Source organism: Streptomyces scopuliridis RB72 (assembly GCF_000718095.1).
Classification (GTDB): domain Bacteria; phylum Actinomycetota; class Actinomycetes; order Streptomycetales; family Streptomycetaceae; genus Streptomyces; species Streptomyces scopuliridis.
This window is the reverse complement of sequence record NZ_JOEI01000008.1, coordinates 111315-127072: the sequence shown is the minus strand read 5'-3', so window position 1 is coordinate 127072 and position 15758 is coordinate 111315. Positions and strand designations below refer to the sequence as shown.

Annotated in this window: 13 protein-coding genes and 1 tRNA gene; 3 read left to right on the top strand and 11 right to left on the bottom strand. The window is 66.7% G+C overall.

What is annotated here, in order from left to right; all coding sequences use genetic code 11:
• Positions 1-4 precede the first annotated feature (4 nt).
• Both rpsG and rpsL read right to left on the bottom strand, forming a co-directional pair.
• The gene (rpsG, locus tag IF11_RS0111525; protein ID WP_030351427.1) at positions 5-475 is read right to left on the bottom strand and encodes a 30S ribosomal protein S7; all 471 of its coding nucleotides are present in this window, start codon (positions 473-475) and stop codon (positions 5-7) included.
• A 2-nt stretch (positions 476-477) separates the two neighbouring features.
• The gene (rpsL, locus tag IF11_RS0111520) at positions 478-849 is read right to left on the bottom strand and encodes a 30S ribosomal protein S12 (protein ID WP_003948652.1); all 372 of its coding nucleotides are present in this window, start codon (positions 847-849) and stop codon (positions 478-480) included.
• 387 nt (positions 850-1236) lie between these two features.
• Between rpsL and IF11_RS38760 the strand changes: the two genes are divergently transcribed.
• Genes IF11_RS38760 through IF11_RS0111510 form a run of 3 tightly spaced genes read left to right on the top strand, consistent with a single transcriptional unit; the run spans position 1237 to position 3143 of the window.
• Entirely contained in the window at positions 1237-1953 is a 717-nt protein-coding gene (locus IF11_RS38760) for a Crp/Fnr family transcriptional regulator (protein ID WP_078490628.1), read from the top strand.
• Positions 1844-2533, top strand: coding sequence for a hypothetical protein (locus tag IF11_RS0111515; protein WP_240627750.1), 690 nt, complete (start codon positions 1844-1846; stop codon positions 2531-2533). The genes IF11_RS38760 and IF11_RS0111515 overlap by 110 nt, the downstream gene beginning before the upstream one ends.
• Positions 2499-3143 carry a M48 family metalloprotease gene (locus IF11_RS0111510; RefSeq protein ID WP_051745804.1) on the top strand — a complete coding sequence of 215 codons (645 nt, stop codon included), beginning with the start codon at positions 2499-2501 and terminating at the stop codon, positions 3141-3143. The genes IF11_RS0111515 and IF11_RS0111510 overlap by 35 nt, the downstream gene beginning before the upstream one ends.
• Before the next feature lie 70 nt (positions 3144-3213).
• Here the strand turns inward: IF11_RS0111510 and IF11_RS0111505 are convergent, their stop codons facing one another.
• From IF11_RS0111505 to IF11_RS0111465, 9 genes are all read right to left on the bottom strand, one after another.
• Positions 3214-7128, bottom strand: coding sequence for a DNA-directed RNA polymerase subunit beta' (locus IF11_RS0111505; protein ID WP_030351424.1), 3915 nt, complete (start codon positions 7126-7128; stop codon positions 3214-3216).
• 125 nt (positions 7129-7253) lie between these two features.
• Complete coding sequence (gene rpoB / locus IF11_RS0111500) at positions 7254-10736, bottom strand: DNA-directed RNA polymerase subunit beta (protein ID WP_030351423.1); 3483 nt, start codon at positions 10734-10736, stop codon at positions 7254-7256.
• 590 nt (positions 10737-11326) lie between these two features.
• Positions 11327-11710 (bottom strand): 50S ribosomal protein L7/L12, encoded by a 384-nt coding sequence (gene rplL / locus IF11_RS0111495; protein ID WP_030351422.1) that lies wholly within the window; start codon positions 11708-11710, stop codon positions 11327-11329.
• Between the two features lie 84 nt (positions 11711-11794).
• Positions 11795-12355, bottom strand: a complete 561-nt coding sequence (gene rplJ, locus IF11_RS0111490) for a 50S ribosomal protein L10 (protein ID WP_030351421.1) — start codon at positions 12353-12355, stop codon at positions 11795-11797.
• Between the two features lie 420 nt (positions 12356-12775).
• Positions 12776-13498, bottom strand: a complete 723-nt coding sequence (gene rplA, locus IF11_RS0111485; RefSeq protein WP_030351420.1) for a 50S ribosomal protein L1 — start codon at positions 13496-13498, stop codon at positions 12776-12778.
• An 81-nt stretch (positions 13499-13579) separates the two neighbouring features.
• On the bottom strand, positions 13580-14014 hold the full coding sequence (gene rplK, locus IF11_RS0111480) for a 50S ribosomal protein L11 (RefSeq protein WP_030351419.1): 435 nt from the start codon (positions 14012-14014) through the stop codon (positions 13580-13582).
• A gap of 190 nt (positions 14015-14204) precedes the next feature.
• Entirely contained in the window at positions 14205-15086 is an 882-nt protein-coding gene (nusG, locus tag IF11_RS0111475; RefSeq protein WP_030351418.1) for a transcription termination/antitermination protein NusG, read from the bottom strand.
• 71 nt (positions 15087-15157) lie between these two features.
• Positions 15158-15442 (bottom strand): preprotein translocase subunit SecE, encoded by a 285-nt coding sequence (gene secE, locus IF11_RS0111470; RefSeq protein ID WP_030351417.1) that lies wholly within the window; start codon positions 15440-15442, stop codon positions 15158-15160.
• Between the two features lie 108 nt (positions 15443-15550).
• Positions 15551-15623: transfer RNA gene (locus IF11_RS0111465), tRNA-Trp, on the bottom strand.
• Between the last annotated feature and the right edge of the window lie 135 nt (positions 15624-15758).

The window sequence follows — 15758 nt, the reverse complement described above, 5'->3', positions numbered from 1 at the left end:
GCGACTACCAGCGGTAGTGCGCGAAGGCCTTGTTGGACTCGGCCATCTTGTGCGTGTCCTCACGCTTCTTGACCGAGGCGCCGAGACCGTTGGAGGCGTCGAGCAGCTCGTTCATGAGGCGTTCGGTCATGGTCTTCTCGCGACGGGCGCGGGAGTAACCCACGACCCAGCGCAGAGCGAGGGTGGCGGCGCGACCGGGCTTGACCTCGATCGGCACCTGGTAGGTGGCGCCACCGACACGGCGGGACTTGACCTCAAGCGTGGGCTTGACGTTCTCAAGCGCGCGCTTCAGCGTGATGACCGGGTCGTTGCCGGTCTTCTCGCGGAGGCCTTCCATGGCGCCGTACACAATCCGCTCGGCAGTGGAACGCTTGCCGTTGAGCAGAAGCTTGTTGATCAGCGACGTGACAAGAGGAGAACCGTAGACCGGGTCGATGATGACCGGGCGCTTCGGGGCGGGGCCCTTACGAGGCATTCTTACTTCTCCTTCTTGGCGCCGTAGCGGCTGCGGGCCTGCTTGCGGTTCTTGACGCCCTGGGTGTCAAGGGAGCCGCGGATGATCTTGTAGCGAACACCCGGCAGGTCCTTCACACGGCCACCACGCACGAGCACGATCGAGTGCTCCTGCAGGTTGTGTCCCTCACCCGGAATGTAGGCCGTGACCTCGATGCCGGAGGTCAGACGCACACGCGCGACCTTCCGGAGGGCCGAGTTCGGCTTCTTCGGGGTGGTCGTGAAGACACGCGTGCAGACGCCGCGGCGCTGAGGGGAACCCTCAAGTGCGGGCGTCTTGTTCTTCTCGACCTTGTCCTGCCGGCCCTTCCGGACCAGCTGCTGGATCGTAGGCACTACTTCTCCGGTTTCTGTGTGCCGTTAGTGAAACTAACCTGGAACACCTCCGACCCACGCGGTCGGGTGTGTCGAATACTGCGTGGCCTCGCCGAGGGCGAGGAGGGCGCAGATTACGATGGCCGGTGCTCAAGCTCGCGTGCGGTTGAGGACACGCACAGGAGCCCAGGCACACCCCAGGCACAAGGTCTGAGCGTACCTACCTCATGGACTCCGGTCAAAACAAATGCCGAGCCCCCCGACACGCCGGACGTCTCCGTGCGCCCGTTCCACCCGAGTGTCCCCGCTCCCCGCGGAAACCGGCCATTCCTCCGGCACTCACGCCTCACCTTCAGTAGCTTGCCTGTTCACTGAGGTGATCGCGGAGCGAGACGATCGGGGGAGTGCATGTCGGCGGCTGACTTGCCGGAAAGCACGGGGCTGGACGACCGAGTGCCGTTTCTGGCCCGGCTGGAACGCGAGGACCGTGCGGCGCTGCTGGCACTGGGCAGCACCCTCAGCTTCGTCCCCCGCGACGCACTCATACGCCAGCATGAACCGTCCACCCATGTGCTGCTGATCCGGTACGGCTGGACGAAAGTGACGGCGTCGGCCGCGAATGGGTACGAGGCGCTCCTCGCCCTGCGCGGCCCCGGCGACATCGTCGGGGAGTCCGCCGCGCTCACGGGCCGGGTGCGATCGGCGACCGTCACGGCTCTGGAGCCCGTAGAGGCCGTCGCGGTGGAGCACGACCGTTTCCGGGAGTTACTGGCGGCCTCGCCACAGGTGGCACTGAGGCTGCTCGGACTCACCGCCGACCGTACCCGCGCCGCGGACCGCCGGCGGCTGGAATTCGCCTCGATGAGCGTGCGGGAGCGGTTCGCCGTACTGCTGCTCGATCTGGCACGTACGCACGGGAGGCGGACGGACGACGGCATCGAGCTGTCCGTACCGCTGAGCAAGCAGGAGTTGGCCGGGTCGGTCGGGGCGTCCCGGGAGATGGTGCAGCGACCCCGTGAGCCGCACGATTCTGCTGCTCGACATCGAGAAGTACAGCGACCGCGACGACGTGGAGCAGAGGTATCTGCGCCGCATGCTCTACGACATCGCCGACCGGGCCCTTGAGGCCGCCGGTATCGACGAGAAGCGGCGGCGCCGCGCGGACCGCGGGGACGCCGTGATGGAGCTGATCGACGCCAACGCCTCGGTGCCCCGGCTGCTCCGGGCTCTGCTGACCGAGGTGCCGGTGCGGCTGAGGGCGACCAACCGGATGGCGTCGAGTTCCGCGCAGATCCGGCTGCGGTCGGTCCTCGCGACCGGGTACGTGGCGATCGACGCGTATGACGGCTGGGTCGGCTCCGACCTCAACCACGCCTGCCGACTGCTCGACGCGGATGTGCTGCGTGACGCGCTGCGCGAGCGGTCCGACGACTTCGTGCTCTGTGTCTCGGAACAGGTGCACGCCGGGATCGTGCGCCATGACCACCCCGGTATCCCGGCGGCGGACTTCCACCCTGTCACCGTCGACAGCAAGAACGGGCCGCTGCAGGCCTGGCTGCACGGGCCGGTACCGAAGGGGAAGGCCGGCGCTCCGGACAAGGCCGAAGCGGGCGCCCGCGCGGGCGCCCTCACCGCCGTGGCGACAGCCCTCGCCGCCGCCGCGGGCGCCCGTGCCGGGACGGCGGACACGCGGCCGCCGCTATGAGCTGTGGATCGAAAACAGCCAGGACCTCAACGCGTACGCCGCGGCCGGGCACATCGTCGGCGTCACCCGGTTCGCCCTGGAGAGGCTGCCGAGCGCCCAGCTCGCCGCCGTACTCGCCCATGAACTCGGCCACCACACCGGCGGGCACGCCTGGACGTCCCTGCTCGGATACTGGTATTCACTGCCCGGCCGGGTCGCGTGGCGGGTGATCCGTCGGGTCGTGGTCTTCACGGTCACGGTCGCCAGCTATGTCTCCTGCCTGGCCACCGCCGTGCTGATCGTGGTGATCGGTGCCTTCACCCTGGCCACGATCACCATGCTGTACGGGCTGCCGCTCGTGCTGCTCGCCATCCCCTATCTGATAGCCGCCGTCAGCCGTCGCGCCGAGCTGAGGGCCGACGAGTACGCCGCGGTACACGGCTTCGCGCCGAAGCTCGCGGAGGTCCTGCACACCATGCGCGGCATGGAGCTCCAGGCCCGCCACCACGCCGCTGCCGCCGCCGGGAAGCCGGTCACCGGTCCCGGCACCCTGGCCCAGCTGCTGGCCACCCACCCGGACTACCCGACCCGGCTGCTGCGGCTGCAGCCGTACCTCCAGCCACGCCCCTGACCACCGCCGGCCCGGAACGCCGAAGGACGGCCACCCCGTACAGGATGGCCGCCCTCCGTTCGCTCACGCCTTACTGGTTGTACGGACCGTAGTCGTAGTCCTCCAGCGGAACGGCCTGGCCGGAGCCCGTGCCGAACGGCGAGTAGTCGATGTCGTCGTAGCCGACGGCCGAGTACATCGCGGCCTTGGCCTCCTCGGTCGGCTCGACCCGGATGTTGCGGTAGCGGGACAGACCCGTACCGGCCGGGATGAGCTTACCGATGATGACGTTCTCCTTGAGGCCGATCAGGGAGTCCGACTTGGCGTTGATCGCCGCGTCGGTGAGGACCCTGGTCGTCTCCTGGAAGGACGCCGCCGACAGCCACGACTCGGTGGCCAGCGACGCCTTGGTGATACCCATCAGCTGCGGACGGCCGGAGGCCGGGTGGCCGCCTTCCGTGACCACACGACGGTTCTCGGTCTCGAACTTCGAGCGCTCCACCAGCTCGCCCGGCAGCAGCTCCGCGTCGCCGGACTCGATGATCGTCACACGGCGCAGCATCTGCCGGATGATGATCTCGATGTGCTTGTCGTGGATCGACACACCCTGCGAGTTGTAGACCTTCTGGACCTCGCCGACCAGGTGGACCTGGACCGCGCGCTGACCGAGGATCCGCAGCACGTCGTGCGGGTTGGTGGCACCCACGGTGAGCTTCTGGCCCACCTCGACATGGTCGCCCTCGCCCACGAGCAGACGGGCACGCTTCGAGATCGGGAACGGCGTCTCGTCGCTGCCGTCGTCCGGGGTGACGACGAGCTTCTTGGTCTTCTCGGTCTCCTCGATACGGACGCGGCCGGCCGCCTCCGAGATCGGGGCGACACCCTTGGGCGTACGGGCTTCGAAGAGCTCGACGACTCGGGGCAGACCCTGGGTGATGTCGTCACCGGCCACACCACCGGTGTGGAAGGTACGCATCGTCAGCTGGGTACCGGGCTCACCGATGGACTGGGCGGCGATGATGCCGACCGCCTCACCGATGTCGACCAGCTTGCCGGTGGCCAGCGAGCGGCCGTAGCAGAAGGCACAGGTGCCGACCGCGGACTCGCAGGTCAGGACCGAGCGGGTCTTGACCTCCTCGACCCCGGCGGCCACGACGGCGTCGATCAGGACATCGCCCAGGTCGACATTTGCCGGCGCGATGACCTTGCCGTCGACGACGACGTCCTCGGCGAGCATCCGCGCGTACACGGACGTCTCGACGTCCTCCGCCTTGCGCAGCACACCGTCGGCGCCGCGCTCCGCGATCCGCAGCTTCAGACCGCGGTCGGTGCCACAGTCCTCCTCGCGGATGATCACGTCCTGCGAGACGTCCACCAGACGACGGGTCAGGTAACCCGAGTCGGCGGTACGCAGGGCGGTGTCGGCCAGACCCTTTCGGGCACCGTGCGTGGAGATGAAGTACTCCAGCACGGACAGGCCCTCACGGAAGGACGCCTTGATGGGACGCGGGATCGTCTCGTTCTTGGCGTTGGACACCAGACCACGCATACCGGCGATCTGACGCATCTGCATCATGTTTCCGCGAGCACCCGAGTTGACCATCATGAAGATGGGGTTGGTCTTCGGGAAGTTCGCGTTCATCGCCTCGGCGACCTCGTTGGTCGCCTTGGTCCAGATCGCGATGAGCTCCTGTGTGCGCTCGTCCTTGGTGATCAGACCGCGCTCGTACTGCTTCTGGACCTTCTCGTCCTGCGCCTCGTAACCCTGGACGATCGCCTTCTTCGCCTCGGGCACGACGACATCGGAGATGGCGACGGTGACACCGGAACGGGTCGCCCAGAAGAAGCCGGCCGCCTTCAGGTTGTCGAGCGTCGCTGCCACGATGACCTTGGGGTAGCGCTCGGCGAGGTCGTTGACGATCTCGGAGAGCTGCTTCTTGCCCACCGAGTAGTCGACGAACGGGTAGTCCTCGGGCAGCAGCTCGTTGAAGAGCGCGCGGCCCAGGGTCGTACGCAGCCGGAACGGGTCGCCCTGCTGCCACGGCACCGCGGTGCCGTCCGTGTCGGCCTCCTCGGCGGCCGGCGGGGTCCAGCCACGCGGCGGGATGGTGCCCACCGGGAAGCGGATGTCGACCTTCGCCTGGAGCGAGAGCTCCCGGTTGTCGAACGCCATGGTCGCCTCGGCGGTGGAGCCGAAGGACCGGCCCTCGCCGATGACCTTGCGCTCTTCCTCGTCCGTCGTGAGGAAGAAGAGACCGAGCACCATGTCCTGGGTCGGCATGGTGACGGGACGGCCGTCGGCCGGCTTCAGGATGTTGTTCGAGGACAGCATCAGGATGCGGGCCTCGGCCTGCGCCTCCGCGGAGAGCGGCAGGTGGACGGCCATCTGGTCACCGTCGAAGTCCGCGTTGAACGCGGTGCAGACGAGCGGGTGGATCTGGATGGCCTTGCCCTCGACCAGCTGCGGCTCGAAGGCCTGGATGCCCAGACGGTGCAGGGTCGGCGCACGGTTCAGCAGCACCGGGTGCTCGGCGATGACCTCTTCGAGCACGTCGTACACGACCGTACGGCCGCGCTCGACCATGCGCTTCGCCGACTTGATGTTCTGCGCGTGGTTCAGGTCCACCAGGCGCTTCATCACGAACGGCTTGAAGAGCTCCAGCGCCATGGCCTTCGGCAGACCGCACTGGTGCAGCTTGAGCTGCGGACCGACGACGATCACGGAACGGGCCGAGTAGTCGACTCGCTTGCCGAGCAGGTTCTGACGGAAACGGCCCTGCTTGCCCTTGAGCATGTCGCTCAGGGACTTCAGCGGGCGGTTGCCCGGACCGGTGACCGGACGGCCGCGGCGGCCGTTGTCGAACAGCGCGTCGACGGCCTCCTGCAGCATCCGCTTCTCGTTGTTCACGATGATCTCGGGGGCACCGAGGTCAAGGAGACGCTTGAGGCGGTTGTTGCGGTTGATCACACGGCGGTACAGGTCGTTCAGGTCGGAGGTCGCGAAGCGGCCACCGTCCAGCTGCACCATCGGACGCAGGTCCGGCGGGATGACCGGCACGCAGTCCAGCACCATGCCCTTGGGGCTGTTGCTGGTCTGCAGGAACGCGGAGACGACCTTGAGGCGCTTGAGCGCACGGGTCTTCTTCTGGCCCTTGCCGGTACGGATGATCTCGCGGAGGCGCTCGGCCTCCTCGTCCAGGTCGAAGGACTCCAGGCGCTTCTGCAGCGCCGCGGCACCCATCGAACCGTCGAAGTACGTGCCGAAGCGGTCACGCAGCTCGCGGTAGAGCAGCTCGTCGCCCTCCAGGTCCTGGACCTTGAGGTTCTTGAAGCGGTTCCACACCTCGTCGAGACGGTCGATCTCGCGCTGCGCGCGGTCGCGCAGCTGCTTCATCTCACGCTCGGCGCCCTCGCGCACCTTGCGGCGCACATCGGCCTTGGCGCCCTCGGCCTCCAGCTCGGCCAGGTCGGTCTCAAGCTTCTTGGCGCGGGCCTCAAGGTCGGCGTCGCGGCGGTTCTCGACCTGCTGGCGCTCGACGGAGACATGCGCCTCCAGCGAGGGCAGGTCACGCGTACGGCGCTCCTCGTCCACGAACGTGATCATGTACGCGGCGAAGTAGATGACCTTCTCCAGGTCCTTCGGCGCGAGGTCGAGCAGGTACCCGAGGCGTGACGGGACGCCCTTGAAGTACCAGATGTGGGTCACGGGCGCGGCCAGCTCAATGTGGCCCATCCGCTCACGGCGCACCTTGGCGCGCGTGACTTCCACGCCACAGCGCTCACAGATGATGCCCTTGAAGCGGACACGCTTGTACTTGCCGCAGTAGCACTCCCAGTCCCGGGTCGGACCGAAGATCTTCTCGCAGAAGAGTCCGTCCTTCTCGGGCTTGAGCGTGCGGTAGTTGATGGTCTCCGGCTTCTTCACTTCGCCGTGCGACCAGGTCCGGATGTCGTCCGCGGTGGCAAGGCCGATCCGCAGCTCGTCGAAGAAGTTGACGTCGAGCACTTGTCGTCAATCCCTCTTTCGGGGGTTCGAGCCCCTCGCGTCAGCGAGTAGATGGGGCACTTCAGCAATGGTCTGAACGGGTCCGGGGAGAGCCGGCCGGATACGGGATCCGGCCGGCGAACCCGTCAGACCTCTTCGACGCTGCTCGGCTCGCGCCGGGACAGGTCGATACCGAGCTCCTCCGCCGCGCGGAAGACGTCCTCGTCCGTGTCACGCATCTCGATGGACATACCGTCCGAGGACAGCACCTCCACGTTGAGACAGAGCGACTGCATTTCCTTGATGAGCACCTTGAAGGACTCGGGAATGCCGGGCTCGGGGATGTTCTCGCCCTTGACGATGGCCTCGTAGACCTTCACGCGGCCGGTCACGTCGTCGGACTTGATCGTCAGCAGCTCCTGGAGGGCGTACGCGGCGCCATAAGCCTCCAGCGCCCACACCTCCATCTCACCGAAGCGCTGACCGCCGAACTGGGCCTTACCACCCAGCGGCTGCTGGGTGATCATCGAGTACGGGCCGGTCGAACGCGCGTGCAGCTTGTCGTCGACCAGGTGGTGGAGCTTGAGGATGTACATGTACCCGATCGAGATCGGGTCCGGGAACGGCTCACCGGAGCGGCCGTCGAACAGGTGCGCCTTGCCGGACGGCTGGACCATCCGGTTGCCGTCGCGGTTCGGGACCGTCGCCTCGAAGAGACCGGAGATCTCGTCCTCACGGGCACCGTCGAAGACCGGGGTGGCGACATTGGTGCCAGGGGCGACCTCATCGGCGCCGATGACCTTCAGCCGCTCCATCCACTCCTCGCTGCCCTCGACCTTCCAGCCCTGGCTGGCGAGCCAGCCGAGGTGGATCTCCAGGACCTGTCCCGGGTTCATTCGGGACGGGACACCCAGCGGGTTGAGGATGATGTCGACCGGGGTGCCGTCCTCCAGGAACGGCATGTCCTCGATCGGCAGGATCTTCGAGATGACGCCCTTGTTGCCGTGACGGCCGGCGAGCTTGTCACCGTCGGTGATCTTGCGCTTCTGCGCGACGTACACGCGAACCAGCTGGTTCACGCCCGGCGGCAGCTCGTCGCCCTCCTCGCGGTCGAAGACCCGTACGCCGATGACCTTGCCGGTCTCGCCGTGCGGCACCTTCAGCGAGGTGTCACGGACCTCACGGGCCTTCTCACCGAAGATCGCGCGGAGCAGTCGCTCCTCCGGGGTCAGCTCGGTCTCACCCTTGGGCGTGACCTTGCCGACCAGGATGTCTCCGGCGACGACCTCGGCACCGATCCGGATGATGCCGCGCTCGTCGAGGTCCGCGAGGACCTCCTCCGAGACGTTCGGGATGTCCCGGGTGATCTCCTCGGGGCCCAGCTTGGTGTCACGGGCGTCGACCTCGTGCTCCTCGATGTGGATCGAGGAGAGGACGTCGTCCTGGACCAGCCGCTGGCTGAGGATGATCGCGTCTTCGTAGTTGTGGCCCTCCCACGGCATGAACGCCACGAGGAGGTTCTTGCCGAGCGCCATCTCACCCTGCTGGGTGGCGGGACCATCGGCGAGGACCTGGCTCTCGACGACCCGGTCGCCCTCGTTGACGACAACCTTCTGGTTGACCGAGGTGCCCTGGTTGGAGCGGGAGAACTTGGCGATGCGGTACGTGGTGTACGTGCCGTCGTCGTTGGCGACGGTGATGTAGTCCGCGGAGACCTCCTGGACCACACCGTCCTTCTCCGCCTTGATGACGTCACCGGCGTCGACCGCGCAGCGGTACTCCATGCCGGTGCCGACGAGCGGCGCCTCGGACGTGATCAGGGGCACGGCCTGACGCATCATGTTCGCGCCCATGAGGGCACGGTTGGCGTCGTCGTGCTCCAGGAACGGGATCATGGCGGTCGCGACCGACACCATCTGGCGCGGCGAGACATCCATGTAGTCGACCTCGGTGCCGGGCACGTAGTCGACCTCGCCGCCACGACGGCGGACCAGGACGCGCGGCTCGACGAACCGCATGTCCTCGGAGAGCGTCGCGTTGGCCTGCGCGATGACGAAGCGGTCTTCCTCGTCGGCGGTCAGGTAGTCGACCTCGTCGGTGACCTGGCCGTCGGTGACCTTGCGGTACGGCGTCTCGATGAAGCCGAACGCGTTGATCCGGCCGTACGAGGCCAGCGAGCCGATCAGACCGATGTTCGGGCCTTCGGGCGTCTCGATCGGGCACATGCGGCCGTAGTGCGACGGGTGCACGTCACGGACCTCGAAGCCGGCCCGCTCACGGGAGAGACCACCCGGGCCGAGGGCGTTGAGACGACGCTTGTGCGTCAGGCCCGACAGCGGGTTGTTCTGGTCCATGAACTGGGACAGCTGGCTGGTGCCGAAGAACTCCTTGATGGAGGCGACGACCGGCCGGATGTTGATCAGGGTCTGCGGCGTGATCGCCTCGACGTCCTGGGTGGTCATGCGCTCGCGCACGACGCGCTCCATACGGGCGAGACCCGTACGGACCTGGTTCTGGATCAGCTCGCCGACATTGCGGATACGGCGGTTGCCGAAGTGGTCGATGTCGTCGGTCTCGACCATGATCGAGCGACCGGACTCACCGACCGTCTCGGTCTCACCGGCGTGCAGCTTCACCAGGTACTTGATGGTGGCGATGATGTCGTCGGTGGTGAGCACGCCGGCGTCCAGCGGCTCGTCCGCGCCGAGCTTCTTGTTCACCTTGTAGCGGCCGACCTTCGCCAGGTCGTAGCGCTTCGGGTTGAAGTAGAGGTTCTCCAGCAGCGTCTGCGCGGCCTCACGCGTCGGGGGCTCGCCCGGACGCAGCTTGCGGTAGATGTCGAGCAGCGCGTCGTCCTGGCCCTGGGTGTGGTCCTTCTCCAGGGTGGCGCGCATGGACTCGTACTCGCCGAACTCCTCCAGGATCTGCTCGGTCGTCCAGCCGAGAGCCTTGAGCAGCACGGTCACGGACTGCTTGCGCTTGCGGTCGATACGCACACCGACCATGTCGCGCTTGTCGATCTCCATCTCCAGCCAGGCACCCCGGGACGGGATGATCTTGGCCGAGAAGATGTCCTTGTCGGACGTCTTGTCGATGGAGGAGTCGAAGTAGACACCGGGCGAGCGGACGAGCTGCGACACCACGACACGCTCGGTGCCGTTGATGACGAAGGTGCCCTTGTTCGTCATGAGCGGGAAGTCGCCCATGAAGACCGTCTGGGACTTGATCTCGCCGGTCTCGTTGTTGGTGAACTCGGCCGTGACGAAGAGCGGGGCGGCGTACGTGAAGTCGCGCTCCTTGCACTCGTCGATCGAGTTCTTCGGAGGCTCGAAGCGGTGATCGCGGAACGTCAGGGACATCGACCCGGAGAAGTCCTCGATCGGGGAGATCTCCTCGAAGATCTCCTCAAGGCCGGACTTGGTGGGGACGTTCTGTCCGCTTTCGAGAGCCGCCTCGACACGAGCCTTCCAAGCGGCGTTACCGAGCAGCCAGTCAAAGCTCTCGGTCTGCAGCGCCAGGAGGTTCGGAACCTCGAGGGGCTCCTTGATCTTTGCAAAGGAGATGCGCAGCGGGGCGGTGCTGGCACCGTTGTTCGTATTCGTGGTCGAGGCGTTGCGCGAGGCGGCCAAGAGGGGGTCCTTCCGAGGGCTCGGACTCACTACGCGCGTACCGGTCCCAAGCCGGGCACGAAGAGAGAAAGCCCAGATCAGGGCCGTTCACTCATCGATGCTCTTGCGAGGGGGTGCCCCTGGTGACGGGCAGGGAGCAGCTAACAGGCAGCGCAAAGGGTCAGTGTAGCCACTTGGCACACTGATGTCCAGACCGGGTTTTCCGACACCCTCGTTTTTCTCAACACCCTTGTCTCAACTGCGGCAACTCAACTGCGGAAAGCCTCGCGCCGTAGGCGCACATCGATACTGCCCTCTTCGCCGTCGATCCATGCCTCGGATGCGGATCGATTGTGCCGACGCGTCCTGAGAATTGCGCGCTGCGTGCGGTTCGTCAAGGCCCCCCGCCCCACGCGGAAGGTCACGGGGCGTACGGAAGCACGGCGATGATCACGATACTCGCCGCGCGCCGAAGAGCAAGGCAGCCCCCACGGGAACGCGGAAAGGCGACCACCCGACTGGGTGATCGCCCTTCGCGTCAACACTGCGCCTCGCGGCGCCGAGACTGCCTCCGTACGCCTACAGGCGGCCGGTGACGGACTCGTACGAGGTCACTTGACCTCGACGGAGGCGCCGGCGGCCTTGAGGGACTCGGCGGCCTTGTCAGCGGCCTCCTTGGCGACCTTCTCCAGAACGGGCTTCGGGGCGCCGTCCACGAGGTCCTTGGCCTCCTTGAGGCCCAGGGAGGTCAGCTCACGCACGACCTTGATGACCTGGATCTTCTTCTCGCCGGCACCCGTGAGGATGACGTCGAACTCGTCCTGGACCTCTTCGGCCTCGGCCGGGGCACCGGGGGCACCGGCGACCGGCGCGGCGACCGCGGCGGCGGCGGTGACGTCGAACTTCTCCTCGAACGCCTTCACGAACGCGGAGAGCTCGATGAGGGTCATGTCCTCGAACTGCGCGAGCAGGTCTTCCTGGCTGAGCTTCGCCATGATGGCGGTCCTTCCACTAATTCGGCTGGTGCCGTATGTACAGTTCCGCGGGCGTACCGGCCCGCTGCGACCGAGCGAGCGTGATTACTCGGAGTCGGCCTCGACGGGAGCCGGCGTACCGGCACCGCCCTGCTCTTCCTTCTTGACGCGAAGCGCTTCCGCGGTGCGGACGAACTTCGACGGAAGCGCCTGGAAGAGCGAGGCAGCCTGCGACTGCTTGCCCTTCATGGCACCTGCCAGCTTGGAGAGCAGAACCTCGCGGGACTCAAGGTCCGCGAGCTTCTTGATCTCGTCGGCGCTCAGCGCCTTGCCATCGAGGACGCCGCCCTTGATGACGAGATTCGGGTTGTCCTTGGCGAAGTCACGAAGACCCTTCGCCGACTCCACCGGGTCACCGGTGACGAAGGCAACCGCCGTCGGACCCGCGAAGAGGTCGTCCAGCGTGTTGATCCCGGCCTCGTTGGCCGCGATCTTGGTCAGCGTGTTCTTCACCACGGCGTACTGGGCGTTCTCACCGAGAGAACGGCGCAGCTCCTTGAGCTGCGCCACGGTGAGACCCCGGTACTCGGTCAGCACGGCGGCGTTCGAGCTGCGGAACTTGTCCGTCAGCTCGGCTACCGCGGCAGCCTTGTCGGGCCTTGCCATGAGCGTCGGCCTCCTTCCGGGTGATGAGGACCGCTCAGAAGGGGCTGGGCAAAACGAAACGCCCCGGCGCAGGCGCACGGGGCGTAGCTCGACCGAATGGAATCCGGGAGCTGTCCACAGTCACCTGCGCAGGTCGTCCGCAGCTAGCGGATCCTTCGGCCGCCGCACCCTCTTACGAGCACACGGCAACGACCAGCGGTCTTTGGCTTCTGGAGAAGACTACGTGAGGAGGGGCCGCAGGACAAATCAGCCGGCCGCTGCTCCTGGACCGCCTCGTCCCCGGATGCCTTGCCTCGTGAGCGGCGGTGACGACCCTGACGCACGCCTGTGACAGGCCCGCGGGGAAAAAGCCGGCCCCCGCACCTCCGGAGAGGTACGGGGACCGGCTTTCGTGCGCGTGACCCGCGGCTGCCGTCGGTGTCAGACGGCGGCCGGGTCCTCCTCGACGAGGAGGTTGCGGGTGCGGTTGGCGTCCAGCGGGATGCCGGGGCCCATCGTCGTGGCCAGGGTCGCCTTCTTGATGTAGCGGCCCTTGGCGGCGGACGGCTTGAGACGGAGGATCTCCTCCAGCGCCGCGGCGTAGTTCTCGACCAGCTTCGTCTCGTCGAAGGAGACCTTGCCGATGATGAAGTGCAGGTTCGAGTGCTTGTCGACGCGGAACTCGATCTTGCCGCCCTTGATGTCGTTCACAGCCTTGGTGACATCGGGGGTGACGGTGCCGGTCTTCGGGTTCGGCATCAGACCACGCGGGCCGAGGACGCGGCCGAGGCGGCCGACCTTGCCCATGAGGTCCGGGGTGGCGACGACGGCGTCGAAGTCCAGACGGCCCTTCGAAACCTCGTCGATGAGCTCGTCGGCGCCGACGATGTCGGCGCCCGCGGCACGCGCGGCCTCGGCACGGTCACCGGTCGCGAAGACCAGGACCCGGGCGGTCTTGCCGGTGCCGTGCGGAAGGTTCACGGTGCCACGGACCATCTGGTCGGCCTTGCGCGGGTCGACGCCCAGTCGCATGGCCACCTCGACGGTGCCGTCGAACTTGGTGCTGGTGGTGTCCTTGGCGATACGGACGGCCTCAAGCGGGGCGTACGTACGCTCCCGGTCGATCTTGGCGTCCGCGCCGCGGAGAGCCTTGCTGCGCTTCACTTCATCTCCTGTGGTTCATCAGGTGTGGAGGTCGTGGTCCGGGCCGCGCATGGCCCTGCCACTGGGGCTTGCCCGGCTGGGTCAGCCCTCGACCGTGACGCCCATGGAACGGGCGGTGCCGGCGATGATCTTCTCGGCGGCGTCCAGGTCGTTGGCGTTCAGGTCGGGCATCTTCGTGGTGGCGATCTCGCGCACCTGGTCGCGGGTGAGCTTCGCGACCTTCTTGACGTGCGGCTCGCCTGAGCCCTTGTCCACGCCCGCGGCCTTGAGGATCAGCTTGGCGGCCGGCGGCGTCTTGGTGATGAAGGTGAAGGAGCGGTCCTCGTAGACCGTGATCTCCACCGGCACGACCATGCCACGCTGCGACTCGGTCGCGGCGTTGTAGGCCTTGCAGAACTCCATGATGTTGACGCCGTGCTGGCCCAGCGCGGGGCCGACCGGCGGAGCCGGGTTGGCCGCGCCGGCGCTGATCTGGAGCTTGATAAGCCCCGTGACCTTCTTCTTCTTGGGAGGCATTGCTCTCTCCGGGTCCTAGTGAGAGTTTTCAGCCAGCCGTCCGGTCATCCGGATGGAGGCATACCGCACAACGATAACGGGTATAGCTGCACGGCCAAAAACCGACAGGTCAGACAGCTGGATGAGCCTGTCTGACCTGTCGGAAGCTGCTGTCGCGGGCGGGCGCCGAAGCGCACGCCGCCCGCTGGGTTCAGTTCTTCTGGATCTGGTCGAAGCTCAGCTCGACCGGGGTCTCGCGGCCGAAGATCTCGACCAGACCCTTGACCTTCTTCGAGTCCGCGTTGATCTCGTTGATGGTCGCCTGGAGCGTGGCGAACGGACCGTCGGTGACGGTGACCGAGTCGCCGACCTCGAAGTCCAGCACCTGGACCTCGACCTTGCGGGACGGAACGGGCTTGCCCTCGGCCTCCGCGGCCTCACGGGCGGCCTTCTCCTCGGCCTCCGGCGCGAGCATCTTGACGATCTCGTCCAGGGTCAGCGGGTACGGGTCGTAGGCGTTGCCCACGAAGCCGGTGACACCGGGGGTGTTGCGGACGACGCCCCAGGACTCGTTCGTCAGATCCATGCGCACCAGGACGTAGCCCGGGAGCTTGTTCTGGCGAACGTTCTTGCGCTCGCCGTTCTTGATCTGGACGATCTCTTCCTCGGGGACCTCGGCCTGGTAGACGAACTCCTCGACGTTCAGCGAGACGGCGCGCTGCTCCAGGTTGGCCTTCACGCGCTTCTCGTAGCCCGCGTAGGTGTGGATCACATACCACTCGCCGGGCAGCCCGCGGAGTTCCTCACGGAGAGCGGCGACCGGGTCGACGGGAGCCTCGGGCTCTTCGTCGGCGTCGATCTCGTCGGCGTCGTCGTCCGCCTTGTCAGCGGCCGACTCGTCGGCGTCGTCCTCCGCGGGGTCGTCCTCGCCGTCCTCGATGTGGAGTGCGGCTTCCTCGGCCGGCTCGCCCGCGGCGACGTCAGCGGCTTCGGCCTGGTCTGGCTCGACAGCGTCCGCCGCCTCGACGATGCCGGTTTCGTCCTCGCGGGACTCCACCGACTCGCTGGCGTCGTTCAGTTTCGGGTCAGACACGGTGGCTGCTTCTTCCTGGCTCAATGGGTGGAACACGCGAAAGGGGCGCCGCGCCGGGCGCCCTCGCGGGATCAGCCGAAGACGTACTTGATTGCTTGCTGGAAGCCATAGTCAATCACGGTCACCAAACCGATCATGACGACGACGAAGACAATCACCACGGTGGTGTACGTAGTCAGCTGGTTGCGAGTCGGCCAGACGACCTTGCGCAGCTCGGCGACGATCTGACGGTAGAAGAGCGCGAGACGGCCCAGAGGGCCCTTCTTGCCGCGCTTGCCGCCCTTGCGGGGCTTCTTCGACTCGGCGGACTCGTCGTCAGCATCAGGCTTGTCGATGGAGCCCACGGCGTCCGTCACGCTCTCTCACCTGATTCCGGGTCGTGGCCGTGCCGCGCCCGGGGGAGCCGCACGGCGATGCATTCAATGTACGTACATGCGCACACATCCTGGCGAAGATGTGTGTAGCAGGGCCGGAGGGACTTGAACCCCCAACCGCTGGTTTTGGAGACCAGTGCTCTACCAATTGAGCTACGACCCTTTGCGTTTTCCCCAACCTACCGCATCCGACCGGACGCACGGAGTGCGCGGTACGGACCTGGTGGCTGAGGGCCAACGACGAGTGAGTGTACGTGGTCGCGGCCCCCGCGTCGAACAGCTTCCCCCGCGACAGTCG